This is a genomic window from Paenibacillus rhizoryzae (assembly GCF_059686995.1).
On the sequence record NZ_JCAALT010000008.1, the window covers coordinates 180856 to 207545 of the forward strand.

A 26690-nucleotide genomic window follows, 5' to 3' on the forward strand; every position below is an offset into this window, starting at 1 on the left:
TGCAGCCACCTCCCCTTACTCCGTTCCCTCAGAAGCAGCAAGCTCCGCTTGAGGTTCTTTCTTTTCGTCTTTGCTTGCGATCACTTTAAGTCCCACAATGCCTCCGATCAGCATCGCGATAAACAGCAACTTGAGCAGATCGGCCGGCTCGCCACGGACAATGCCGACAATCACGGTACCCACGGTTCCGATTCCGGTAAATATGGCGTACGCCGTTCCGATTTCGATGGTCCTCATCGCCCGGGCAAACAAGATAAAACTTATAATTAACAGCACAATGGTTATCACACTGGGCAGCCATTCCGTAAACCCATCAGACGCCTGCATGCCATAAGCCCAACCCACCTCAAGGAGTCCGGCCAGCAGCAAAAACAGCCATGCCATCGCGACTCATCCCCCTCTCTACGCCGTTCCCGGCTTCAACGCCTCCTGCAGCCAGCTCCAAAGCTGTTCCTGCCTCTTCCGATAGAGCGCCGAATCATACAATTTATGTTCCACCAGCAAGCCGTCAATTAGCGCGTAAAACAAAGCAAGCAGCCGTTCAGCCTGTAACTCGCCGAGCGTTCCCTCGTTTGAACTGCCCCGAAGCAGCGCCAATACATGAACCGTTACTTCTTCTTCATAAGTCGTAAAATATTGACTAAGCCGCGACTCTAAATGCCGTGGCGGGACAAGCATCGTTCGCTTAAGGAAGGATTGGCCCTTCGTAATCTGATCCAAATCGGTGTAAAACAAGAACACCGCATACAGCCGCTCTATAGGCGGATGATCCTCCATGCCCTGAAGCAGCAGCAGAAGCTTCTCCCGCTCCTCCCGAATCGCGTCCTCCAGCAGCTCAATAAACAGCTGTTCCTTGGAGTCAAAATGAGCATAGATCGACGGTGTCTTAATGCCCACTGATTTTGCGATTTCCGATAAGGACACACCTTCATAGCCCGAATCCGCAAATAACGTCAATGCAGCTTGCTTCAAGCGATTCGCCGTCATCCTTAGTTCTCCCCTTGCATGGTCCGTATTATTGCCTAACGAACGTTAGTTAGCCTCAAGTGATAATAGCCCCTTTGGCTGTACGTGTCAAGCGGTGGACGGGCTCTATCCAAACTTTGGGGTGAAAAGCGCAGGAGCGGCGATTATGGGCGTGAATAATTGCGTGCGGATGTGGTACAATAGACGTAATTAAAAGGCCATGCTACCGCAAAGGTACAACCTCGCTATGAATGACGAGGTTGTACCTTTTTTGCATTGGTTTAGATCTATTTTAGGAGAGTGAACCTTATTATGATGCTTGAAGCCATTTATCATCGTCCGAAGCAAAACTGGTCGTACGCATACGACCGTTCCACCCTGCATCTACGTATTCGCACACAGAAAGGCGATATGGATGCCGTTCAGGCTGTTGTAGGCGACAAATATGCATGGGACAAAACGATGCAAATCGTGCCTATGCGCGTTTTTGCAACGGACGCTATGTTCGACTACTGGGAAGTTGCCGTGGAACCGCCGTTTCGCCGACTGCGCTATGCGTTCCAATTGGAGAAAGGCCCGAAGACGCTGTGGCTGACCGAAAGTGGTTTCGTGGGCGAGCTGCCGGCTGACTGCCTCACGTTCTACGACTACCCGTTCATCAATCCGATCGACGTGTTCCAGCCGCCGGCTTGGGTAAAAGAAGCGGTTTTCTATCAGATCTTCCCGGAACGTTTTGCGAACGGTGACCCGTCGCTCGATCCCGAGAACGTAGAACCCTGGGGCGGCAAACCGACTCCGAAAAACTTCTTCGGCGGCGATCTTCAGGGGGTTATCGATCACCTGGATTACCTGGAGACACTAGGCGTTAACGCGATTTATTTTACCCCTGTATTCGAAGCGACGACGAACCACAAATACGATACGCAGGATTATTTGAAGGTCGACCCCCATTTCGGCACCAATGAGCTCATGAAAGAGCTCGTGGATATCTGCCACAAGCGCGGCATGCGCGTGCTTCTTGATGCGGTGTTCAACCATGCCGGCGCAACCTTCCCTCCATTCCTTGATGTACAGGAGAAAGGTGCAGAGTCGAAGTATGCAGGCTGGTTCCATGTGCGTGAATGGCCGCTTCGCATCGAGGATGGTATCCCCACTTATGACACGTTTGCTTTTGAACCGATCATGCCGAAGCTGAACACCGAGAATCCGGACGTCAAAAAGTACCTGCTGGACGTAGCCCGCTACTGGGTGGAGGAAATCGGCATCGACGGCTGGCGGCTTGATGTCGCGAATGAGGTCGACCATCATTTCTGGCGCGACTTCCGCAAGACGGTTAAGGACGTCAATCCGGATGCCTATATTCTGGGCGAGATTTGGCATGACTCTATGATGTGGCTGGAGGGCGATCAATTCGATGCGGTCATGAACTATCCGTTCACTAATGCCGTGCTCGATTATGCCGCTTTTGGCAAGCTTGACGGACGCAGCTTCGCGAACGCGATCGGCACGCAGCTGGCTAACTATCCGCAGCAAGCAACCGAGGTTGCGTTCAACCTGCTGGATAGCCATGACACGCCGCGTCTGCTCACGCTGTGCGATGGCGATGAGAGCCGAATGAAGCTGGCCGCGCTGTTCCAAATGACATACCCGGGTACGCCGTGCATCTATTACGGTGACGAAGTCGGCATGTCCGGTGCAGGCGATCCCGACTGCCGTCAGTGCATGGTGTGGGAAGAGGAGCAGCAGAACGGCGATATGCTGAAGTTCTATCAGACGCTGATCTCGCTTCGCAAGGAGCATGCCGCTCTACGCTCCATGGACATTACGTTCCTGCATGCAGAGGCGGATGATGCGGCAATTGTCTACGCTCGCCGCAGCGGCGATGAGCAATTCATCATCGCGATGAATGCAGGTGCGAAGGCTTGCAGCCTCACTGTGCCGGCTGCAAATGGGAAGTGGCAGGATATGTTCGCCGGCTCGCCTGTGGAGTCGAAGGGCAAGCAGCTCTCCATCGCGCTGGATGGCTTCGGATTTGTAGTGTATAAGCTTTTGGGTTAGTTTGTTTTTGCACGCCGGCCGCCGTGCAAGTTGGTGTGCGCTGGCACGGTTTGGAGCCGAGAGTCTGGATTTTCGACTCTCGGCTCTTTTTTGTGGCGGTTTGGGCGCTGAGAGTCGGGATTTCGACTAAGCCACCTAATTGACCACCCATGAAAGGCTCTGAATGCTACTCTTGCGCTCGATTCGTCAGTTTCTAACCCATGTGTGGCTCTGGAAGCTACTCTTGCGCTCGACTCGTTAGTTTCTAACCCGTGTGTCGCTCTGGGAGCTACTCTTGTGCTCGACTCGTCAGTTTCTATCCCATGTGTTGCTCTGTATGCTACTCTTGCGCTCGATTCGTTAGTTTCTAACCCATGTGTTGCTCTGAATGCTACTCTTGCGCTCGATTCGTTAGTTTCTAACCCATGTGTTGCTCTGAATGCTACTCTTGCGCTCGATTCGTTAGTTTCTAACCAATGTGCTGCTCTGGGAGCTATTCTTCTGAATGAGTCACCCACAATGTAGATCTCTGGTTAAGCTACTTTGTCTCTTTTTGCAAATTTTCGACTAATGTAGATCTCTGTGTGAGCTACTTTCTCACTTTCCCCCAATTTCCCGCCAATGTAGATCCCCAGGTAAGCTTCTCCGAATTCGAACGGGGTTGATTTCAGAGCTGAGGGTCGCATTTTCCTACTCTCGGCTCATTTTTCCGGCGATTTCGGTGCTGAGAGTCGGCTTTTCCTACTCTCAGCTTCCCACCAATGCCGAGCGGGCTTGGTTCTAGATCTGCGAGTAGCGGGTTTCCCTACAAAAAAGACCAACCCTTCATCTAAGATGAAGAGTTGGCCTTTCCCAACCCGGCGCGGGAACATCATTTCCTCTGCAAGTCGGTCATCCCCTATCCCGTCACGGGATTGGCAGCTCCTCCGCGAAGTGGCCGGAGCGGTTCACTTTGGTCTCCAGATACTTGCGGTTGAATTCCGAAATGTCGCCCCAGAGCGGGACTCGGTCGTCCACGTTCATGCCGGATGCTTTGAGCGCCGCGAGCTTCTTCGGATTGTTCGTGATGAGCGTGACCGGCTTGCTGCGGAGATGGGCGAGGACGAGCAGCGTTTCCTCGTAGCTGCGCGTATCATCCTTGAACCCGAGCTCCAGGTTCGCCTCGACCGTGTCGTATCCTTTCTCCTGCAGAAGATAAGCCATCGCCTTACTGAACAGCCCGATTCCCCGCCCTTCGTGGTTGGCCAAGTAGAACAGAGCCCCTGTGCCGTGCGTAGTAATCATCTTCATCGACTGATGCAGCTGATACCCGCAATCGCAGCGCTTGCTCCCAAAAATATCGCCCGTATGACAGATGCTATGCATACGAATCAATGCGTCTTCACTGTCCCTAAAGTCGCCGTACACGAGTGCGCTCGACTGCTGTTTCTCCGCCAGATTGGACGCGGACAGCTGCTCGATCAGAAACTCGGTCCGCTCCTTTTCCTTGCAGCCGCCCTCTGTATGGACCAAATCCCTGCACGGAAGCCAGCAATACCACTGGAAGGTGTGCGTTTCTCCCTCCAAATTCACCGGCAGCTGAATGGGTCCAACCAAGATTAAAGTACCGTTCTTACCTTTGATCGTTTCAATGCGATCATCCAGAATGCCAACGATTTTCTCATCAATCATGCCATGCCGCCTTTCCCGCTTCTGACAGTAAACCTCAGGTTAGTGTTTATTGCGCGGAGAGGAAATATGCAGTCCTAAGCGGCACTCCTATTTGTTCCAATCCCGAACTAACCGAGAACAATTATCCCGCCTGCGCCGTCCCCTCATCCACATAATACTGCGCCTGCGCGTTGAACATCTCCGCATATTTGCCTTCCTGCTCCAACATTAACTCATCGTGACTGCCATACTGGATGAGCCGGCCTTGATGGAAGACGGCGATGACATCGCAGAACCTGCAGCTGGACAAGCGATGCGAAATGTACACGGCTGTTTTGCCTGAAATGATCTCATTAAACCGATTATAGATCTCATATTCGGCAATCGGATCCAGCGCCGCGGTCGGCTCATCGAGCACCACAACCGGCGCATCCTTATACAGCGAGCGTGCGAGCGCGATCTTCTGCGTCTCTCCACCGGAAAACTCCACGCCATCCTCGTCAAAATATTTATAAACCGCCGTATCGACACCCTTCTCCAGCGTCTCCACAACGCTTGCCAACCCCGCTTTATCGATGACCTCATGCAGTTTCTCGGCCTGGTCGCCCATCGTCATCTGGATATTCTCCTTCATGCTGAAAGCGAAGATCGCAAAGTCCTGGAACACAACCGAGAACAGCTTCTCGTATTCAGCCAGCTCGATCGTCCGAATATCTACCCCATTCAGCAAAATCTGCCCTTCAGTCGGATCATACAGCCGCGTCAGAAGCTTAATAAACGTCGTCTTGCCCGCGCCGTTCATCCCCACGACAGAAAGCTTTTGCCCGAACGGAATCGTAATGGAGAAGTCCTTCAATATCATCTCCGAGCTCCCCGGATACTTGAACGACACATCCCGAAACTCGATGACAAAATCCCGCTCCGCCGGCAGCGCACCATGCTCCCGGGGTTTCACATCCTCAAGCTCCGCGAACCGAACGAACTCGGCCAAATACTTAGCCTGCTCCCGCAGCCGCAGCGTCTCGCCGAAGACGTTCTCGATGCTGTCCTTCAGCGCCGAAGCAGCCGCAATGTACATCGTAAAACTGCCGATGGTGATCGAACCCACAAACACCTTCGCCGCAAAATACCCGTACAGCACCATTTGCTGCAGCACATTCAAGAAGTTGAACAGCATGTTGTATTTCACATTCAGGCTGGACCACTCACCGGATATTTTGCGATTGAATTGAATGCTCTCCTGCTGCCGTCTTAAGATCAAACCCGAAGCATCGTACAGCCGAATATCCTTGCCGAATTTGAAATCCTTCAGAATACCGCGGAAGTAATCGAACATCCGGTTATAACCCGACATTTTACCCCAGAAGCTATGATTGGCCTCAGATAATTTGGCGCCAAAGTACAAGTTAGCGGCGACGAACAGAAGAACCAGCGCAACAATCCACCACTCCACCGCGGAGAAGACATAACCCAGACCTGCTAGCGTAATGATACCTGCGAGAATTTCGACAGTCTTGGAGGTGACCCCGTACATGCCCCAAGTACCCCACTTCATAGAAGAGGTCGCTCGCTCCGACATGTTCAGCACCGCTGCATTCTCGATATGCTCGTAATCCATCTCCATGGCTTTATTGATGATGACAAAATCGAGCAGCTTATTCGTCCGCATATTGATAAACTGCAGCAGATGATTGCACACCGACAGCAGCGAGGAGATGACAAGATTGCTTCCGATCAGCAGCGCCGTGTACAGCACGAGCTTCTCAATGCTTTTGCCGCCGATGAGTTCATCGATGATAGATTTGGGGAACAGAATGTTCGGGAAAGGGACAACCGCTTTGAGCAAAATACTCAGTACCAAATAGAGCGGATAACGTTTGTTGTGCCGCCATGTGAAGCGATAGAAAAAACCCAGCGTTCGCAGCGTGCCAACGTGACTTCGATTTCGATTAGCCAACGACCTTCACCTCATTGCTGTAGTATACGGCCTGCATATCGAACATCTTCTTGTAGGTGCCGCCCTGCGCGATGAGCGTTTGATGCGTGCCGTATTCTTCAATCCGGCCATCGTTGAACACCGCGATGTTCGTGCAAAACCGCGTACTGGAGAGTCGATGCGAAATATAAATGGCGGTCTTATCCCCGATCATCCGATCAAAGCTTTGATAGACCTCGTACTCCGCCAAGGCATCAAGCGCGGAAGTCGGTTCATCCAGCACAACAATCGGCGCGTCCTTGTAGAGCGCCCTTGCGAGGGCGATCTTCTGATTCTGGCCGCCGGAGAACTCGACTCCCTCTTCGTCCAGCACTTTCTGCACATAGGTGTCGTAGCCTTTCGGCAATCCTGCGACTTTGTCGCCTAGTCCGGCTCCTTGAACGGCGCGCTCGACTTTACCGGCATCCAGCACATCCAGCTCCCTCACGGCGACATTCTCCTTGACCGAGAAAGCGAACATCATAATTTCCTGGAAAACGACGGAGAACATTTGGTAGTACGTTTTCTTATCAAAATGGCGAATGTCCGTCCCGTTCAGCAAAATACGCCCTTCCGTCGGCTCATAAATCCGCGTCAGCAGTTTGATGAAGGTGGTCTTACCAGCGCCGTTCAGTCCGATAATCGCCAGACGTTCTCTGGGCTTCAATACGATTGAAACGTTTCGAAGCGCATACTCATCCCTGCCCGTGTACTTAAATGAAACATGCTCGAATTCGATGGTATAGGAAGCGTTGCGATCAGGAGCGAGCGCAATCCGCTCCAAGGAATTGTCCCGAATCGGCAGCTCGATAAACGCCAGATAGTCGTCCACGCGCATATTTTGCTGCAAATATTCTGCGAATCGTTCCAGCAGCTGACCAAAGCTCGAGGAGAATGCCCGAACGGCAGCCGCGTACATCGTAAAGTCCGCAATCGACAAATCCGCATACAGCACTTTATAGATCAGCCAGGCGTAAAGCACAGCCTCCTGCACGACGATTCCAACGTTGTACACCGCGTCGATGATGATATAGCGTTTGCGAAGCAGCCAGCTCTTGGCGATGTCAACGCTTACAACACTCCAAAACTTATCCGACAGCCACTTGCGCAACCCGAACAAACGGATGTCTTTGCCAAACTTAAAATTTTTCGTAGCCGCCATGATGTAGTCGGTCTGCCGAAATATCGTAGAGAGGGAATCAAGGATGCTTTTCTCCACGTAACGATTGCGCAAATTCACATAGAAGTTGATGGAAATGATAATGCCGAGAACAAGGATCACGACGACATTCAGATTAAGCAGTATGGCTGAGCAGCCGATGACGACCAATGACCGATTCAAAATCTCCGTTACGTTATGAAGCAGCCCCTCGACCCCATTCCCGTCATTCTCCACCGCGTTGTCCGCTTTCTGGCTGAAATCCAGCACCTTCGCATTCTCAATATCCTCCTGGTTCATCTCCATGAACTTCTTGCCTGACAGACGGATGAGCTGCATGCGGAATGTGGAGTAGCGGGGCCATACCTGGTGCGTCGACCAAGTGGCGACCGCTTGGGCTGCGAACAGAAACAAGCCAAGCCCGATAATGACGGTGTATAGTGCCTTCATATCACTGCTTTGTGTAATGGCATCGAGTACTAATTTGGGGATAAGGACAACAATCAGCGGTACAACTGCCTCGGCAACTGCAGCCACCGCCATGAAGAGGACCGCTGCTTTATCATGCTGCCACAGGGTGGTCAGGATCCACTTCAGGTTGCGGATAAGCGTTTTCTTCCGATTAGGTGCTTGTGTTTCCACAACCGCCCTCCTTCTATATGGAATTATTAGGAAATTATAGTATAGGCGATGTCTTCCTCAGGAGCAATACATGCAAGCTAAAATTCGTCGCTCACATGGATCGATCCGTTGTGGGAAGAAGCTTTGATGTAGATTAGGTCCTCGTCTCCTTGACGGAATGTTTGGCAGTTGTCAGCATCATCGCCCTGTTTCTTATCGACCAGCTGTTGGCCATTCAAGCGGCAGGCCGCGCGACCATGATGGACGTTTAATTCGCCGTAAACGCCGGTCGAATGAGCGGGGAACTGAATCGTAATGTTGCCATTATGTGTTTTAGCGGTAATGCTGCTTTCTGAGGTCGCATTCGCTACCAGAATCTCAATCTTCCCATTTTGCGATTTGCATGCCAATTCCTCGAACTGACAGTTCGCTTTGATGTTGCCGTTCTGCGTGTGTACCTCTATCGTCTCGGCTATAACACCGTCTGTATGGACGGAACCGTTCGTTGTGCGGCATTCCAGCTTCTCCAGTTGGCCTTTCGCCGTAATCTTGCCGTTCGTTGTCGTAAGCACAGCCGATTCGGCTTGGAGCCCGCCTATGTGAATAAAGCCGTTAACCGTTGTTACATTGACCTGTTCCACCTGCATGCCTTCAATCTCGATATTTCCGTTGTTCGAGGTGAATGCAGCCGTCTCTGAGTAAATCTGCTGGACATCAAGGCCACCGTTCGTCGCGGACATGTGGAACAACTCGTAGGCTTGTCCTTGCGGAACTTGAATGGTTACGGCGAGATCTACTTGACGGCCGTTCAGATCGTCCGTCTTCAAGCTGAATCTGTAACGTTCATCATCGGAGCTCTGAGCAACCGCCTCCTGCAGCCATTGGGACAAATCGAAGCTGCTGTCCGGTCTATCCATCCTCGCCGTGACGTTCACCTGAGTGAAGGGCTGGTCCCAAGCCCGGTACCGGATGGACGCGTTATCCGTCGCAAATTCCACGTACTCCGTCGGAAACGCGTGGTGCTTGACTTCCCAGTAAGCCTCTCCCTGGCCGGCTTGTCCGCCATGAACGATGGAATCGCTCACCGGCGCCTGATCTTCCTTATGAAGCGGAGCGGGAACGACCGCATCCTCCTCGGCTGGCGTACTCTCGCCTCGCTCAAGAGCTTCAAGCAGTGCCAGACCTTGCTCAACGGTAATTTTCCGTTCCTCGATCATTCTTGTAATCATCGTCCGTTCTTCACGCATTTCGCAATCGCTCCTTTATTTTTTACTCGCTTGAATGAGCTTCAATGCTTCTTCAACCGTAATCGCACCTTCATCGAGCTTCGATAGAATCTGCTTGCGCTGTGAATCCTCCGCGGCCGCAGCCGTATCTGGCGCGGGTGAGGTCTGGTAACCAAGCGCCTCCACGATGTGGTCAAGCCGGTTACGAACAGTCGGATACGAAATGCTGAGCTCCTTCTCCATCTCGCGGATGTTCCCCCGAACCTTCAGGAACACCTCCACGAACTTCAGTTGGTCGTCGTTAAGGGAGGCCAGTCTGGTCGATTCGAAGCTGCCTTTAATCGTGGTGTGGCAATGGTCGCATTTAAGCTCTTGGATCGTCAGCTTATTCTCGCATACGGGACATTGCTGCGGTGGTGGGTATTTCAGAGTAATCCCTCCTCAAGTGGTTGTTTAAATATATTAGTTGTATATTGAATTATATTAAATAATAATATTCAATTTTACAAGTTTAAAATTAAATAATTTAATATTCGTTTTCCTACCCCTCACTTCCTGCAGTTCTTGTGGTACGGCGGTGGAAGGGTGCGCCCGGCTAGAAATTGCAATTTCAAAGATAGCTCAATGAGCCTTCGCTGCCGTGCACGCGGACTATATAATTAGACACCCTAACCCTGGGGGACTTATATTTGCGAAACTAACCGCTATTCTAAGCTAACGAACCGTGAGAGACAGCCGACGAAAATCTAACGAACCGTAGAGGCCTTATTTGGCCGGATTTCTCACTTCTAGGAATCTAACGAACCGTACAGGCCTTATTACGGCAAAATCGCCTCATTTCCGACCGCAAACCTCCGAATAGCGTCTCTACGGTTCGTTAGAATTATTTCGGGCCATTTTTGAGGCAAATAAGCGCTGTACGGTTCGTTAGAGCTTTCCTCCTAGGGTTCGTTACCGCGAATGGCTCCATGGGAAAGCTAACGCCATCGCACCGTACAGGCCTGCACCATTTTCGGTTATCCCCAGGCTTACGCACATATTATCCACAGAATCCACAACTTACTCACAATGCTGAACAAAACAAAAAAGGGCTGCCCCACCCGAAATCATCCTGCGATGACCTCGAGTGGGACAACCCAGCCCCTGTTTATTGCAATATAACCGTACTGTAAGGCGGCAGCTTCAGCTTGCCCTCGCCTAGTTTGGCGCCGTCCTTGGTGGAGCGCGCGATTTCTTTAAAAGCATCCTTCGCTACGGTACCGCCCGATGTCAGATCAATAATCTGCTCAGCCGCCGACATATTGTGCACAACGAGAACCTTCTGATCGTTGGTTTCGCGGTAATACGCGGCAACGGACGGGCTATCGGTGTTCTTCTCTACAATCGTGCCATCGCGAAGCGCTGGCAGTTCATTGCGCCAAGCAATCAGCTTCTTATAATGCGAGAGCAGCGAGTTCGGATCAGCCTGCTCCGCTTCAACCGAAACCGTATTCGGCGTCGTATTGTAGCGGGAGGCTTCCCAGGTCGTCTGCCCTTTGCCGCTCGCTGCGCCTGAGGCATACCAAGGCATCGGCTCGCGAATTGCTTCGTCGGGCTTCATCCCCTTCATGCCCAGCTCCTCGCCGTAGTAGATGAACGGATTGCCTGGAAGCGTAAGCAGCAACCCTGCCGCCATCTTGGCATGATCCACATTGCCGCCAAGCTCGCTCATCGTCCGGTTCTGGTCATGATTCGTCAGAAACGGCGCATCCAAGAACGCACCATTCGATGACTTGTTGTACATCTCATATACGCGGCCAAGACTAAACGCGACATCGGGATTCTGCTCCCGGTCTGCGCCGGAGAGCAGCTTCTTCGCCAAATCAAAGTTAAAGGCCGAATCGAGCGCTTGGTCCAGGTATGGCGCGATGATAACCGAGGAATCCCAGACTTCGCCTACGAGATAAGCGTCCTTTTTCGTACCGCTAATACCCTTGCGGAACTCCTGCCACCACTTCTGGTTGCTCGCTTTGACGGCATCCGTGTTAATGGTAGACGCAAAATCGCCGTAGATATGCTTCGCCGCATCCAGTCGGAATCCATCTATGCCTTGCTTCAGCCAGTAATTGCCGATCGCGACCATCTCGCTGCGCACTTCAGGCTCGTCAAAGTTTAGATCGGGCATCCCTTCCCAGAAGTCGCCCAAGTACTTCAAGCTCCCGAACGGATGCCACGGATTGCCGCCTACAGCGCCATCTGCCGGCACCTGTGCATCCGCTTGCTTAATATGATACCAATTGCGATAGGGGCTCTTCGGATCGGCGATCGCGGATTTGAACCAAGGATGCTCGTTGCTCGTATGATTGACCACAAGATCCATAATGACCTTGATCCCAAGCTTATGTGCAGCATCCGTTAATTTCTTCAAATCCTCCATCGTGCCATAATCCTTGTTGACGCCATAGTAATCCGTCACATCATACCCGTGATAGCTGGGGGAAGGATTAATCGGCATCAGCCAAATCCCGCCGATGCCCAGTTCCTTCAAGTAGCTCAGCTTCTCGGTCACACCGTTCAGATCGCCGATGCCGTCTCCATTAGAATCCGAGAAGGAACGAACGAAGATTTCATAATAAACCGTTCCCGGCTGCTCATCGACTAGTGCCGCAGCCGCTTCTTTCCCAACTTTCTTCCCTTGCTCTTGTTCATCCTTCGAGGAGGAGCAGCCTGCCAGCACGGTCATTAGAAGAGCGGCGGCCAATGTGGCCGCCGCGAATTTGTTGCTTATAAAAGTACGGATGATCATCACCCCTTGGATGCTCCGGCAGTAAGTCCTTCAACAAGGAACTTCTGCAGAAACGCGAACAGAATCATAATCGGAATGGCAATCATAACTGCCCCTGCCGCGAACATCGTGAAGTTACTGTTCTGGAAGTTAGCCACCATATCCCACATGCCGACTGCAAGCGTCCAGTTTTCTTTGGAACGCAGAACAAGTCTCGCGAAGATAAAGTCTACCCATGCACCCGTAAACGTCGTTAGCCCGATGTACGTAAGCATTGGACGTGACAATGGCAGCATAATGCGCCAGAAGATCGTCAAATGGCTTGCTCCGTCAATCCGCGCCGCTTCATCCAAGCTCCGCGGAATCGTATCGTAGAACCCTTTTACAATGAAGCCGCCAAGCACAGAGCCCGAAGAATAAACGAGAACGAGCGCTGCATGCGTATCCAGCAAATCCAGCTGAAGCAGCAGGATATAGATCGCGACCATGCTCATAAAGCCCGGGAACATCCCAAGGACGAGCATCGTAGTGAGCAACGTTTTACGACCCTTGAAGCGGAAACGCGACAAAGCGTACATGCTCAGCGTAGTCAGCAAGGTCGACAGCAGCATCGACAGTGTAGCGATCTTCAGCGTGTTCCAATACCAGCGGCCGAAGCTGAAGCTTGGTGAAGTGAACAGCTCCTTGAAATGGATGAGCGTCGGATGGCTCGGGAAGAACTGTTCGCTAAACAGTGCGCTGCCGGGACGCAGAGCCGAGAACAGCACCCATACGGCCGGATAAATCGCACAAATCGCAATTAGGGTCAGAATGATATAGGTCAACGTTAAACGGAAGACGTTCCTCGATTTCATACTCATTGGATCATATCCTCCTCTTTAAACGACCGTGAACGACGGTAGCTCCAAATCGAGAGCGAAGCGACAATCACGAAGATGATAATCCCGATCGCGGATGCAAAATTGTACTTGTTGTTATTAAGCGTCAGCTTGTACAGCCATGTAACGAGCAAGTCGGTGCTGCCCGCGTACTGATAGTCACCCTTAACCGGGTCACCGTTCGTCAGCAGGAAGATGACGTTGAAGTTATTGATATTACCTGCAAATTGCGTAATCAGAATCGGCGTTGTAGCAAAGAACACGAAAGGCAATGTAATGACGCGAAGCTTCTGGAACGCCGTAGCGCCATCCACCTCGGCAGCCTCGTACATATCTCTTGGGATCGCGGTAAGCACACCCAGAATAAGGACCATGGAGACCGGAATCCCGACCCACATGTTGACGAGAATAACCGTAACCTTGGCCCAGAACGGATCGGTCAGCCAAGGAAGCTTGCCAATTCCGAAATAGCCGAGATACTGATTGATCGGCCCGAATTGGCCGTTAAATAAGTTACGCATGACAAGCAGCGAGATTAACTGTGGAATCGCGTAAGGAATGATAAAGATCGAACGCCACATCCCTTTGAAACGAATGCCCTGCTGATTGATCATCAGCGCGACGAACAAACCGCCGAAATAGGTTGTAACGGTGGCGATAACCGCCCAAATAACCGTCCAAATGAACACGCCGTAGAACGTATGGCTCCACGTCTTTAATTGGAGCAAATCGATAAACGTCTGGAACCCAACCCAATCGACAAGCTTCGCAGGCGGAATATGCTCCGGTGCGGAGTAGTTGGTGAATGCCAGCAGGATCGCCATCAATATCGGCATGATCGTTAAGAACAGCACGGAGATAGCAGGCAGCGTAAGCAGCAGCTGAGGGAACCGTTTGTCGGTTACATAGCTGACGGATTGTTTAAACGATGCCGGTTTGACGCCTTCATCCCGCAGCTTGCCGGTTCGGTTCGCATCCCTGACGTTCATTACATAGATGACAACAAATAAGCTGAATAAAATCAGAATAACAAGTCCGCCGATTAGCAAGTTGACGGAGTGGTCACCGACTACGTTCTTATAGCGTTTGCCGACTTTAACAAGCTTTGTCGGTGTATCACCAAGGGTAACGAGACCCCAAATGGCATGTGGAAGCTTCTGAATAAAGTAGTAGCCGCCCATAATTTCAACGCAAAGCAGAAGAATGCCTTTCACGAACTGACGATTGTACAGTTGACCAAGACCCATCGCGAGAACAGATAAAATAGTTGCTGTTTTTTGATGCCGCTGCATCCACCTCCAGCTCCTTTCCCTTGTCCGAATAAAGTTACGTCACCCGCCCCTTATAAGAAAGGGCGGGTGACGGCATTGTATGGTTGTTTATTCGCAGCCATTTGGCTGCTTCCGATACCGCGACTGCCGCGAATTACTTCGCTACAGCTGCATTAGCATCTTCGATTTGCTTCACAGCATTATCAAGCGTTGCTTTTGGATCTTTGCCAGCGTTCCAGATGTCGGAAAGCGCTGCGCCGATTGGTGTCCAAACGTTACCCATTTCAGGGATCGAAGGCATTGGCTGCGAGTTTTTGAACTGCTCTACGAATGCTTTTACAATTTCATCGCCTTGGATCTTCGGATCTTCCGTCGCTTCCTTGTTTGCAGGAATCGCGCCAGTCAAAGTGAAGTCATCCAGTTGCGCTTCTTTCGTGGAAGCAAAACGCGCGAACAATTTCGCTGCATTCGGGTATTTCGTGTACGAGTTTACGTACCAAGCTTTAACGCCGGAGAACGATACGGACGGTTTGCCGTTGATGCTAGGGATTGGCGCTGCACCGAAGTTGATGCCGGATTTCTTGATATCGCCGATTGCCCATGGGCCGTCGATGTTCATAGCAAGCGTACCGCCTGTGAACAGACCTTTCTTGATGTCGTACGTCACATCGCCGGATTTAAGCGGCAATACGTCTTTCTTCAGCGAAGCGAAGTAAGTTGCGCCTTCTACTGCACCGGCGTTGTTAAGGCCGATTTCCGCTTTGTCTTGGCCGTTGTTGCCATATACGAAGCCGCCAGTTGTAGCTAGGAACGGATAACTGAAGTAGAAGTTTCCGATATCCCACATGAATGCATATTTATTCTTTTTGCCGTCGTTGAACGTTTTCGCGAATTCTTTCACTTCGTCAAACGTTGTCGGAGGCGTTGCGATTAGATCTTTGTTGTAGAACATTGCGTATGTTTCAACTGCACGCGGGAAGCCGTATAGTACGCCATCGTACGAAACCGCTTGAACGGCAACGTCACTGTTCTCCGATTTTGCTTCTTCTTCGTATACATCATTCGGAAGCACAAGACCGGCCGCTACTGCTTTACCAAGGTTATCGTGCGGGAACAATACAACGTCCGCGCCGATTCCGGCAGGACCGTCAGTTGTCAATTTCGCTACTTGGTCGCCAGCGCCAAGCTCTTCCATTTTCACTTCAACGCCGTATTTCTCTTTAAATTCTTTCATCATTTTCTCAACGAAAGGACGCTCTTCTTTAGCTTCCCATACAAGCAAAGTTGCGCCGTCTTCAGGTACAAGCTCAGCATCTTCAGCCGTGTTGTTGCCCGTGTTGCCTGTTCCGTTGTTTACTGTACCGGTGTTGGTTTCACCCGTGCTTTCATTGTTGTTTTTCGAGCCGCATGCTGTCAGTGTGGCAGCAAGTGTTAAAACTAGAAGCAAGGATACTGTCTTTTTCATTCTATTTAACCCCTCTCGTTATTAAAGCGTAATCGCCGGAGCATAAACCTAGCGTAACCAATTATCGACATCCTATTACGAATAGCGCGATTGCCTTGGATGATGCAATAACCCGAGCCATGCATGTTGCATAAAAATGCGGCTCTTGCATTGTACACGATCCTCTGCATTTGTGCAAACGTTTGTACAGATGGCCATGGAAATGGTAATTCGAGGCTTTAATTTCCTTCTTTTTATGAAAGAAAGCGTTTTACCGACGCCCTTACTATACACTAAGGCCTGCTGGTTGGGAAAACGTTTGCACAGTTCGTTTGCACAAATAATTACGGACCGTTCTTCCATTTCCTCTGTTTTTCTCCCCGTATCTCAGAAAATTAAATTTGTGCATGAAAAACTTTTCAATGATATACTCTAGGTAAAGTACGGATTTAGCATCGGCTCACATAAACAATGATAAGTGCACACGTTTGCGCAATTGGGGGATTTTATGTCAGTCACGATTAAAGATATCGCAAAAATCGCCGGCGTCTCGCCTTCCACGGTATCGAGGGTCGTCTCGAACCATCCGCGAATCAGCCGGGAAACGTCCCGCAAGGTAAAAGAGATCATGGACCAGCTCGGCTATCATCCGAACATGATGGCGAAGAGTCTGGTGTCGAAAACAACGCAAACCATCGGCATCGTCTTGCCGCGCCCCGCTGAAGAGCTGTTTCTGAACTTCTTCTTCGGCGAGTTGATACGCGGCATCGTTACGCAGGCGACCAGAGCCGGCTACGACATGCTGATGACGACGGTTACCTCCGATTCCAATGAGCTTGAAGCCATCTCGCGCCTCGTAATGGGACGCCGCGTCGATGGTATTTTGCTGTTGTCCTCGCGTACCTCCGATCCGATCATCGGATTCTTGAAGCAGCAGAACTTCCCCTTCGTGCTCATCGGGCGAAGCGACGAGTTTCCGGATGTGCTGTCGATCGATAACAACAATATTCAAGCGAGCTATGACGCCACGAGCCACTTTATCGCACAGGGCCATAAGCGAATCGGCTTCATTAGCGGACCGCCGAATCTCGTCGTTTCCCAGGATCGGCTCTTTGGTTACAAGAAAGCGCTCAAGGAAGCGAACCTGCCATTTCAGCAAGAGTGGGTATTGGAAGGGGATCTGCTGCAGCAAAGCGGGTATCGGGCGATGTCTTTCTTCATGAGCTTGCCGGATCGGCCGTCTGCCCTTGTCATCTTCGACGATTTGCTCGCCTTCGGCGTGCTGCGCGGACTGACAGAGCTTGGCTACAGTGTTCCGCAGGACATCTGCATCGTCAGCTTTAACAATATTCCGCTGTCTGAGCTCGCATCAACGCCGATCAGCTCCATCGATATCGGCACCTATCAGCTCGGCTACACCGCTTCGCAATCCTTGCTGCGCATCGTGCATGATGAGCCGCTCTCGCAGAATCACATCATCATTCCGCATCGCCTGATCGTGCGGGAATCGTCGATCAATTCGGGCGGCAAGAAAACATAACAAAAGGCATCCTCCGCTGTCCGGCTGGAAGATGCCTTTTTATTATGCCTCCGTACCCGCACTCCTGCAGAACCGGGCCTATTATTGATAAACGGCAACAGCTTTTTGAATCGCAGCATTGAGTGCATTCAGGTCCGGCGTCGACGGCGTCTTCGTGTCTGTCAGCCCGTATTTCTGCTTCAGCACTAGAATCCGCTTCACACTTTCGTCCACACGCTCCACAGCAATGCCGCCGTTGTTCACGCTTTTCTTGAGCGCCGCAAGTATGGCATCCACATTCTTATACTCATGGGCCACGAGCAAAATATCGCTGCCCGCCTTCACCGACATGACCGCCGCTTCTCCCATGCCGTAATTCTTCGCGATTGCACCCATCGTCAAATCGTCCGTCATGACGACGCCTTCGTAACCGAGTTCGCCGCGAAGCTCATCTGTGATGACCCGTTTGGATAGGGAGGCCGGCACTTTGTCGTCCACTTTCGGGTAGAGAATATGCGCGATCATGACCGCATCTACCCCTTTATCAATCGCCTCTTGGAAAGGGACCCACTCGAAGGCTTTGAGCGCGGCTTCGCTTTTGTTGACTACCGGCAGCTCCAAGTGCGAGTCAACCGACGTATCCCCATGCCCCGGAAAATGTTTTACAACCGGAATGACCCCTTCCGCCTCGATCGCCTCCATGACGGAGATGCCCATCTTCGTCACGACTTTAGGCGTCGAACCGTAGGATCGGTCGCCGATGACCGGGTTCTTCGGGTTGCTGTTAATGTCCAGCACCGGCGCGAAGTCCACGTTAAAGCCCATCTCCTTGCTCGCGTCTCCGAGTATGCTGCCAATCTTCGTTGCGTACGCGCTGTTGCCCGTGTCTCCGACCGCCTTGGCGGTTGGCAGCTTCACAAGTCCGGGAAGCCGGCTCACTCGGCCGCCTTCCTGGTCGACGGAGACAATGAGCGGCGATGGATTGTCTTTGTTCCACGCCTTCAGCTGGTTCACATAGGCGATAACCCCTTTAGGGGTCTCAATATTATTCGCGTAGAAGATGACGCCGCCCACATGCTGATTCACGATCATTCGTTTCGCTGCCTGGCCGCCCGTCGTACCGTCCACTCCGGCAATAATCATCGTCCCAAGCTTCTCATCAAGCGACATCTTCTCGATCTGCTGCGTGATGGCATCTTTCGGCGGTTGCTCAGGTTGCTCCGGCTGCTCGGGAGTCTCCGGCACTGCCGGCGTTACCGGCTCTTCGGGGGTTTCCGGCGTTTCCGTTGGCGTCTCATCCGCCGGCTGCTCCGAGTCAGGCGGCGAAACGACGACCGGCGGCTGTTCGCTGGTCTCTCCCTTATGCGTACAACCGCCTAATAGTCCAATCGACAAAGCCATTAATCCAATAGCAAGTTTCTTCATCTGTCCGTTCACCCGTTCCTCTTCGCGTACTTATTGCAATTGTAACCATTAGAACGTAAGAAGAACCGCCAAAAGTTGCAGAAAGAGAATTAATAACCAGCAAATGAGTGTTTTGGCCTGTGTCGGTACGTGTTCTTGTGTAGGTGGCGGGTGCGGGTGGGTGATCCACCCCATTAGCGAATATGTTGCAGGAAATGCAGCATTCCCACCTATAACCACACCTATTCCGTAAAATGTTGCAGGAAATGCAGCATCTTCATGGATTTCTCCCACTGCCTCCCCCTCTTACGCAAAAATATTGCATTTCGTGCAGCATATAAAAATTCACGGCAGCTGGCTGGTCGGAATCATGCTTAAATCGCAACATTTCACGCCTTACAACCTTAAACAAGTCAAAAAACCGCCTTCCCCCTCGAAGAGGAAAAGCGGTCCCATACTAGTATTCGATTAGATCGTCCACAAGCTCCAATCATTGCGTCTGCGGCCGATGGAATCGATCCAGCGCAGCGATACATCGAACAGCTCGTCGCGTGAGGCTTTCGAGGAGAACGTATGGTCACCCTGCAAAATAACCTCTTTATCGCAATTGCCCTCTTTGCGCAGCCAGAACATTTTCTGATACAAGAAGCAGTAGTCGACAGGGATCACCGTGTCCGCCGTGCCATGCACGATCAGCACATCCCCGTTGTAGCCTCGCAGCTCAGTCAATGGCTGGAATTGGGCCAACGAATCGGTAAACTTCTTCGTAAACTGGTAATGCATATGGTCAGTCGTACCTATGGTGTCGATCTCTTGGATCGCCTTGGTTCCGATAATGTTGCGAATATCCATGAACGGGTGGGCGACCGGCGCCCACATGACCAATGACTTCACGCGCGAGTCGCGAGCAGCCGTCAGCACTGCGACCGCACCGCCAAGGCTGTGGCCCACAAGAATCAGCCGCTCGGCATCCACCATGTCGAGACTGAGCGCGTAATCGATGACCGTTCTCGTCTGTCCGATCATCTCATCCAAACCGCCGCTTCCGTAATCGCCGGTGCTCTCGCCGCAGCCGCCGTAATCAAAGCGCAGCACAAGATAACCGCTGCGAGTCAGCCGATCAGCCGCCTCAACAAATAACCGGTCCGTACCCATGCGATTGCCGATAAAGCCGTGGCAAATGATGATAATCGGGTATTTGGCAGCTCTCTTCTCTTCGCGATCTACTACGGGATACTGCAGCACGCCGGACAATTCTACCTCGCCGCTGCGGATTGATATGGGATGATTCATGATCGGCACCACCTTATTCCTATAATTCCTACCTACTTTGTTGGAATTAAGAATATCACGGAAGCGCGTTATCGTCAATCGTCATTTTGCCCGGCATCCGGCTATGCTTGTGCACCTACATGCTTGAGCGCTTCGCGTGCGCTGAGCGGCGATAATGCCGTGTCCGCCACGAACCGCCGCACTGCAGCCGCATCGGTCTTCGCATATTCGCGCAGTGCCCAGCCGATCGCTTTGCGGATGAAGAACTCTTCCTCACGCGCAGTGCGCCGAATGAGCGAGAAGAGCAGCTCCGCATCCGTTCGGCCCTTATAGCCGAGCTGAAACAAAATGGCGGTACGGCGCAGCCATAGGTTGTCCGATGAAATCCATTTCTCCGTGTATGCGGGCACAAGCTCCGGATAACGTGTAAACATTGCTCCCACAAGATGACTAGCAATCAAATCGACCGTATCCCACCAGGAATGGGTCGTGATGAGATGTTCGATAAACCCTACCTGGTCAATCGCCAGATCTTTCTTCCGCTTCTCAAGCAGAATCATGGCTGTGTAATGGAACTCCCGCTCCGGCAGCGACCATAGCTTCCGAGCAATCTGTTCAAGCTCCCCACCCGATGGCACACCGTGCTCTTTCATAAACTGCTTCGTCACGGCAGCGCGTTCCGGTGTCCGAATGCCAAGAAACGGAAACAAATCACGCATATAAGCCGTCATCGGACCGGCGGTTTCTTCATTCGCATGACTGCGAAGCATCGACTCGAGCTCCTCGCAGTATGTTTCCGATACCCTATTCTCTTTCACAAGGCAGCAGCCTCCTTTTTATATCCCATTATACCAAACCTCCCCCGCTTCCCTAGCAAGACACGCAGCATAAAAAGACGACCGATGATCAAACCATCCGCCGCCTCTAGTATTACTTCTTATAGATCAGCTTTCGCTGCTCTTCTACCAACCGCTTCAGCTCTTCCGTCGCATAGGCGCCAGGGCTCAACACGCCGAATTTGATCCAGTAACTCACCCCAAACGACGAGCCGTCTTCCAAAATAACACGCAAACTGTAACTCCCGCCCGCTAAATTCTTCGTTTGTTTGGCAAGCGCCATGCGGTCGACCACCTTCAGCTTTACGTACTCCTCCGCAAACTCCGTGACCGCTTCCGGCGTGAAGTCTTTAAGCGGCGAACCATCGTTTCCGCTCACGAAACGAACATTTTTGATTCGGCCCGTAATATCATAGAGGTCGCCTACCGTAGCCGCGGCCTTATTCTCTAAGACTTGATAGAGCTCGCCGCCTGCCAGAAGACGATAGCTTTGCTTATACCCCTTAACCTCGAACAGCTCCGTCCCGATTTCCAGCAGCGTAGCATCCCCGTCCTGCATCTTATAATCCTCGCAGGCATGATCGGATAGCTTATAGCCGATTTGTCCGATTTTCTGTCCTTGCTGCACGAAGCTCGCTTCTTCGCTGTCCCCCATAGACATATACAGGATGCCGTTCCAACGCAGCACTGGCGCATAGTCGATAACGGAGGTCTTATTGCGGCATTCCCTTCGATCTGCGCCCCCTACCTTGGTGCCCGGCAATTGAAACGAACAACCAGACAGCAGCACTAGGCAGCTCAATAGAAGAAGCACTGCTCGCATGGCATATAACCTCCGGCCATAACCTTGCTTCATTGATCCTCACTCCGACTCTCATTCTTGCACCTATAGACGAGGCTATTCTGAGTTTGGTTGCAGTATATGATCAATGATACAGGATCTGGATGCATCGTCAAAATAAAAAGCCGCCTCCGCGTGCCTGCTCGCTCGCGGATAACGACTCACGGATCGGTTTATAAAGAATTATTTCAACGCAGCTTCAACAGCCCGCCACTTCAGCTTGTCCCGCATAGCGACGACCGGGCCGATGACGATGGCGACTGGGCTAACCAGCTCCGCAACCTCAGGCTGTGAGGTTATCGTCCGAAGTGTACCAACAACCGTTCTTTGCTCGGAACAGGTTCCGCTTTGCACGAGCGCGATCGGCGTGCTCGGCGGTTTATCATGGCCGAGCAGCTGCTCCACGATGTACGGAAGCTGGGCCAGCCCCATCAGCACGACAAGCGTTTCCGAGCCGGCCGCCCATGCCCAATCGACACAGGCGCTGTCCTTGTCGGTACATTCGTGGCCGGTAATGACCGCGAAGGAAGCAGCCAGCTTCCGATGCGTAACCGGAATCCCGGCGTAAGCAGGAGCGGCGATGCAAGAGGAGATACCTGGCACGATTTCGAATTCAATCCCGCGCTCCGCTAAGTGGGCGGCCTCTTCGCCGCCGCGCCCGAACACGAAGGGATCGCCTCCCTTCAGCCGGGTGACGGTCAGACCACGCATCGCGCGCTCGGCAAGAAGAGCATTAATCTCTTCTTGCCCCAGTGTATGTCGACCGGAGGCTTTGCCAACATAGATCAGCTCCGCATCTACCCGAGCCTCCTTAACCAGCTCGCCTGACACGAGCCTGTCATAAACAATGACATCAGCCAGTCGGATACTCTCCAGCCCGCGGACCGTAATCAGCTTCGGGTCGCCCGGACCCGCTCCTGTTAAGTACACCTTCCCATAATCGCCGCCCATACGCCCACTCTCCCCAACTCAGCTATGTCTTGCTGCCATTATGTTGTAAAACTATCCACTCACCGACTATGCACTCACACCGCCCGCGCAGTCGCCCGACACGGCACCAACGGCCGCCTCGCCCTCCGTCAGCTGTCCGCCGCCGCCGAAATATTTGCTCATGGCAACGACCATACTGCCCATCCGCTCCTCTTCCGGGAACAATACCCGCTCCACGCCTTCCTCTTGCAGCGCCTCCGCCGTCACCTTTCCAACGGCAACCGCCAGTACTCGCTCCGCGAAGGCGGAGCGAACCGCCTCCAGTTTGCCGAGCTTCGCCGCGCAGCCCATCACATAGCGCACTTGAACGGTACTCGTGAGCGTCACAGCATCCACATCGCCGCTTACAATTTCGTCGATCAACGTCTCGACGATATCGCCCTGCGGCGGGATGTGCCGATAAGGCAGCAGCTCCTCGCATAGCGCGCCGCGACCGGCAAGCTCGCCGATCAGACGCGGGGCAGGATCGCCGTACAGCTGCAGAGCGACGGTCCGACCATACAGATCATGAGCGCCCATTAAGCGAAGCAACCCCGCTGTCGTCCCGTCATCATCGCGAACCTCCGGCGTGATGCCAAGCTTGCGCAGCGCATTCACCGTCTTATAGCCGCGGGCCGCTATGCGCATCCCGCTCAGCGCATGCACGAACTGCTCCGTCAAACCGATTCGCTCGGCAATTTGCACGAGCGCATCGGTTCCAACGCCAGTCGTCAGCACAAGCCAATCGGCCGGCCGCGTGATGAGCGAGCTTAGCTGCTCCTCAATACCGGAATCGTCGAGAAACACCGTCCCTTGCGCTGGACGAAGTACCGCAGTTCCACCGAATTTGGCAATCATTTTGCTCAGCTCATCCGCCTTGCGCGGTCCCGTCACTGCGATCCTTTTCCCCTCTAAACGCGCCATAGCCGCCGCCCCCAGTCCACTCGTTATCAACGCACATCAAGGCAGCAATCTTAAGACACTTTTCTTGCGGAGGCCCCGTCCTGCACCAGCAAAACCACATTTCCCGCACCATCAACGGTCGTGCTGTACGTATTCACGCAGCCCTCGTCCGGCGCTTGCACGAGCCCATCGTGTAAATTAATCTTCCAATCATGCAGCGGACAATAGACATGATGGTCGCACACAATCCCTTCGGAGAGCTTGCCGTTCTTATGCGGGCATAAATTCTCGATCGCTTTGACCGTTCCATCGGTCAGTTTAAACAATGCGAGCTCCAGATCACCAAGCCGAACAATGCGTCCGCTCCGCTCAGGAAACTCAGAAATGTGTCCAATGATCAGTTCGTTCATCTTCTCATCCGCTCCTTCCGCTGCTGCCGCACACAAGCCGCAGCGCTGTCTCTATTTATGGCTTAACTGTTGCATCTGCCGCGGCAGCTTCCGGACTCATCGGCGCTGTCAGCGCATCGAATGCGCTGCGCAGATCGTCACTCTCGATAATTTGCTGCCATGGATCCTTCATGAGATCAAGCGTCTTATCAATGCGCGCATTCAGGGCGTCACGATCCTCTTGCTTTTCCAGCGCAGCCTTAATCGTATCCAGACCTATTCGAAGCGACCACTCACTTGTTCGTTCCATATAGTTGGCGGTTTCCCGGTAATACTGCAAGTAAGCACCCGTCCACCCCAGCACTTCTTCCTCCGTCTTCACCTTTGTCAGCAAATCCGCCGCGCGTACGCGGGTACCTCCATTGCCGGCCACGTAAATCTCCCACCCGCCGTCAATCGCGACAACGCCGAGGTCTTTAATGGTTGCCTCTGCGCAGTTACGCGGGCAGCCCGAGACAGCGAGCTTCACTTTATGCGGGGTGTTCAGCCGTTCGAATTTCTTCTCCAGGTCGATTCCCATCTTGATCGCATCTTGCGTTCCAAACCGGCAAAATGTATTGCCTACGCAAGTCTTCACTGTGCGCAGCGCCTTGCCGTACGCATAACCGGAAGGCATATCGAGATCCTTCCACATGCCCGGCAAGTCTTCTTTCTTCACGCCGAGCAGGTCAATCCGCTGGCCTCCTGTTATTTTCACAAGCGGCACTTGGTATTTCTCCGCAACCGTCGCGATTTTCATTAAATCCTCCGGCGTCGTCACGCCTCCATAAATGCGGGGAACAACGGAGAATGTGCCGTCTTTCTGAATATTCGCATGGTTGCGTTCATTAACGAAACGGGATTCCAGCTCATCCTCATGTTCGTCCGGAAACGCCATGCCGAGGTAATAATTGAGCGCCGGCCGGCATTTGGAGCAGCCCTCCGGGTTGTTCCACTCCAGCACATGCATAACTTCCTTCGTCGTCGTCAGGTGCATTTGCTGAATCGCATTCACCACTTCATCGCGCGAGAGTGTCGTACATCCGCAGATCCCTTCTTTTACCGCCGTAATCTGATCTGCGCCAAGCGTTGTTGTCAGAATAGCTTCCACAAGCGGCTTACAGCCGCCGCACCCGCCTGAAGCTTTGGTGCAGGCCTTCAGCTCGCCCACACTGACGCAGCCTTTCTCTGTGATGGCCTCGACCAATGTGTCCTTCGTAACGCCATTGCAGCCACAGACGATTTCGTCCCCGCTCATCGCGGTTACGAGATCCGCCGTGCTCACCGACTTTCCGCCCCCGCTTCCGCCGGACGATCCGAACAGCACCTCTTTTTCGCTTCCCGTGAAATCCTTGCCGCTGCGAATAACCGAGAAAAGTCTGGAGCTGTCGCTGGTATCACCGAACAGCACCGCGCCAACAACCCTCCCGTTCTCAAACACGACCTTCTTATAAATGCCGTCCAAATCATCCTGTACGCGAAGCGCCTTCGTACCCGGTTCATCCGCAAATCGTCCCGCCGAGAATACGTTAACCCCCGACACCTTCAGCTTGGTTGACAGCACCGAACCTTGATAGCCGTCGCTTTCCACCCCCGCTAACTTCTTCGCGAGAATAGCGCCTTGTTCATAGAGCGGTGCTACCAGTCCATACACAGTCCCGCGATGCTCAGCGCACTCCCCTACGGCGTGTATGTTAGCTATACTCCCCTGGAGATAGTCGTTAACCACAATACCCCGATTCACTTCCACGCCGGCACCTTTGGCCAGTTGCACGTTAGGTCTAATCCCGGCTGCCATGACGATGAGGTCCGCTTCCACATGCGTCCCATCCTTGAACGTCAGACCCGTTACCCGCTCTTCGCCCGTAATGAAATCGGACTGTTTCTCCAGCAGAAACCTCATCCCCTGCCGTTCCAATTCCGCTTGCAGCAGCCGTGACGCCGTCGCATCAAGCTGCCGTTCCATTAAGTAGCTGAAGATATGAACAACGTTTACTTCCATGCCGAGATTGACCAGCCCGCGCGCCGCCTCAATACCTAGCAAGCCGCCGCCAATGACAACCGCCTTCCGATACTTCTTCGCTGTATCGATCATCGTTTCGCAGTCTTTTATATCTCGGAATGCGATGACGCCTTCCTTATCGGCACCCGGTATCGGAGGCATGAAAGGCAGCGATCCCGTTGCAAAAACAAGCTCATCGTACGCCAATTCCAGCCCTTGATCGGTTGTTACCGTTCGCGCCTCCGTATCCACTTTGGTAGCTTGCTGACCGGCATGCAGCGCAATACCATTATCACGGTACCAATCCCAATCGTTCAAAATAATATCCTTCATGCTGGCATCCCCTGCAAGCACCGACGACAGCATGATGCGGTTATAGTTGGGATGCGGCTCCGCCCCAATAATCGAGATTTCGTAGCGATGCGGATTCAGCTTTAGCAGCTGCTCAACGAATGACACGCCGGCCATCCCATTGCCAATCATGACCAATTTCTTTCTCATGGCTATCTCTCCTAAAAGTTAGTG

Annotated in this window: 21 protein-coding genes; 2 read left to right on the forward strand and 19 right to left on the reverse strand. The window is 52.6% G+C overall.

The features are described from left to right. Positions 1–15 precede the first annotated feature (15 nt). Both AC6ESO_RS23220 and AC6ESO_RS23225 read right to left on the reverse strand, forming a co-directional pair. Positions 16–384: an SMR family transporter gene (locus tag AC6ESO_RS23220; protein WP_494819391.1), complete on the reverse strand. Its 369-nt coding sequence runs from the start codon at positions 382–384 to the stop codon at positions 16–18. 18 nt (positions 385–402) lie between these two features. Next, on the reverse strand, positions 403–987 hold the full coding sequence (locus AC6ESO_RS23225; protein WP_497093471.1) for a TetR/AcrR family transcriptional regulator: 585 nt from the start codon (positions 985–987) through the stop codon (positions 403–405). A gap of 291 nt (positions 988–1278) precedes the next feature. On the opposite strand from AC6ESO_RS23225, the gene AC6ESO_RS23230 reads away from it, so the two are divergent. Next, the gene (locus tag AC6ESO_RS23230) at positions 1279–3024 is read left to right on the forward strand and encodes an alpha-glycosidase (RefSeq protein ID WP_497093472.1); all 1746 of its coding nucleotides are present in this window, start codon (positions 1279–1281) and stop codon (positions 3022–3024) included. 885 nt (positions 3025–3909) lie between these two features. Here the strand turns inward: AC6ESO_RS23230 and AC6ESO_RS23235 are convergent. The 9 genes from AC6ESO_RS23235 to AC6ESO_RS23275 form a co-directional block, all read right to left on the reverse strand. After that, a complete protein-coding gene (locus AC6ESO_RS23235; protein WP_497093473.1) occupies positions 3910–4674 on the reverse strand; it encodes a GTP cyclohydrolase II in 765 nt (254 codons plus the stop codon). Positions 4675–4795: 121 nt separating this feature from the next. Further along, complete coding sequence (locus AC6ESO_RS23240) at positions 4796–6610, reverse strand: ABC transporter ATP-binding protein (RefSeq protein ID WP_497093474.1); 1815 nt, start codon at positions 6608–6610, stop codon at positions 4796–4798. After that, positions 6603–8429 (reverse strand): ABC transporter ATP-binding protein, encoded by a 1827-nt coding sequence (locus AC6ESO_RS23245; RefSeq protein ID WP_497093475.1) that lies wholly within the window; start codon positions 8427–8429, stop codon positions 6603–6605. The genes AC6ESO_RS23240 and AC6ESO_RS23245 overlap by 8 nt, the downstream gene beginning before the upstream one ends. A gap of 77 nt (positions 8430–8506) precedes the next feature. Beyond that, positions 8507–9655 (reverse strand): DUF4097 family beta strand repeat-containing protein, encoded by a 1149-nt coding sequence (locus AC6ESO_RS23250; RefSeq protein WP_497093476.1) that lies wholly within the window; start codon positions 9653–9655, stop codon positions 8507–8509. 15 nt (positions 9656–9670) lie between these two features. Then, complete coding sequence (locus AC6ESO_RS23255; RefSeq protein WP_497093594.1) at positions 9671–10069, reverse strand: DUF2089 domain-containing protein; 399 nt, start codon at positions 10067–10069, stop codon at positions 9671–9673. A 712-nt stretch (positions 10070–10781) separates the two neighbouring features. Further along, positions 10782–12419 (reverse strand): alpha-amylase family glycosyl hydrolase, encoded by a 1638-nt coding sequence (locus AC6ESO_RS23260; protein WP_497093595.1) that lies wholly within the window; start codon positions 12417–12419, stop codon positions 10782–10784. After that, on the reverse strand, positions 12419–13258 hold the full coding sequence (locus tag AC6ESO_RS23265) for a sugar ABC transporter permease (protein ID WP_210660868.1): 840 nt from the start codon (positions 13256–13258) through the stop codon (positions 12419–12421). Before AC6ESO_RS23265 ends, AC6ESO_RS23260 begins: the two co-directional genes overlap by 1 nt. Beyond that, a complete protein-coding gene (locus AC6ESO_RS23270) occupies positions 13255–14568 on the reverse strand; it encodes a carbohydrate ABC transporter permease (protein WP_497093477.1) in 1314 nt (437 codons plus the stop codon). Before AC6ESO_RS23270 ends, AC6ESO_RS23265 begins: the two co-directional genes overlap by 4 nt. A gap of 133 nt (positions 14569–14701) precedes the next feature. Further along, positions 14702–16012 carry a sugar ABC transporter substrate-binding protein gene (locus AC6ESO_RS23275; RefSeq protein ID WP_497093478.1) on the reverse strand — a complete coding sequence of 437 codons (1311 nt, stop codon included), beginning with the start codon at positions 16010–16012 and terminating at the stop codon, positions 14702–14704. Between the two features lie 487 nt (positions 16013–16499). Between AC6ESO_RS23275 and AC6ESO_RS23280 the strand changes: the two genes are divergently transcribed. Further along, entirely contained in the window at positions 16500–17531 is a 1032-nt protein-coding gene (locus tag AC6ESO_RS23280) for a substrate-binding domain-containing protein (protein ID WP_494819400.1), read from the forward strand. Positions 17532–17612: 81 nt separating this feature from the next. Here AC6ESO_RS23280 and nagZ read toward each other — a convergent pair whose 3' ends face one another. From nagZ to nirB, 8 genes are all read right to left on the reverse strand, one after another. Next, the gene (nagZ, locus tag AC6ESO_RS23285) at positions 17613–18935 is read right to left on the reverse strand and encodes a beta-N-acetylhexosaminidase (protein WP_497093479.1); all 1323 of its coding nucleotides are present in this window, start codon (positions 18933–18935) and stop codon (positions 17613–17615) included. Positions 18936–19382: 447 nt separating this feature from the next. After that, complete coding sequence (locus tag AC6ESO_RS23290; protein WP_497093480.1) at positions 19383–20207, reverse strand: alpha/beta hydrolase family protein; 825 nt, start codon at positions 20205–20207, stop codon at positions 19383–19385. Between the two features lie 101 nt (positions 20208–20308). After that, the gene (locus AC6ESO_RS23295; RefSeq protein WP_497093481.1) at positions 20309–21004 is read right to left on the reverse strand and encodes a DNA alkylation repair protein; all 696 of its coding nucleotides are present in this window, start codon (positions 21002–21004) and stop codon (positions 20309–20311) included. Positions 21005–21116: 112 nt separating this feature from the next. Continuing rightward, positions 21117–21845, reverse strand: a complete 729-nt coding sequence (locus tag AC6ESO_RS23300) for a hypothetical protein (protein ID WP_497093482.1) — start codon at positions 21843–21845, stop codon at positions 21117–21119. 201 nt (positions 21846–22046) lie between these two features. Then, the gene (cobA, locus tag AC6ESO_RS23305) at positions 22047–22814 is read right to left on the reverse strand and encodes a uroporphyrinogen-III C-methyltransferase (RefSeq protein ID WP_497093483.1); all 768 of its coding nucleotides are present in this window, start codon (positions 22812–22814) and stop codon (positions 22047–22049) included. A 66-nt stretch (positions 22815–22880) separates the two neighbouring features. Beyond that, entirely contained in the window at positions 22881–23756 is an 876-nt protein-coding gene (locus AC6ESO_RS23310) for a uroporphyrinogen-III synthase (RefSeq protein WP_497093484.1), read from the reverse strand. 50 nt (positions 23757–23806) lie between these two features. Continuing rightward, a complete protein-coding gene (gene nirD, locus AC6ESO_RS23315) occupies positions 23807–24145 on the reverse strand; it encodes a nitrite reductase small subunit NirD (RefSeq protein WP_497093485.1) in 339 nt (112 codons plus the stop codon). Between the two features lie 55 nt (positions 24146–24200). Next, positions 24201–26666 (reverse strand): nitrite reductase large subunit NirB, encoded by a 2466-nt coding sequence (gene nirB / locus AC6ESO_RS23320; protein ID WP_497093486.1) that lies wholly within the window; start codon positions 26664–26666, stop codon positions 24201–24203. Between the last annotated feature and the right edge of the window lie 24 nt (positions 26667–26690).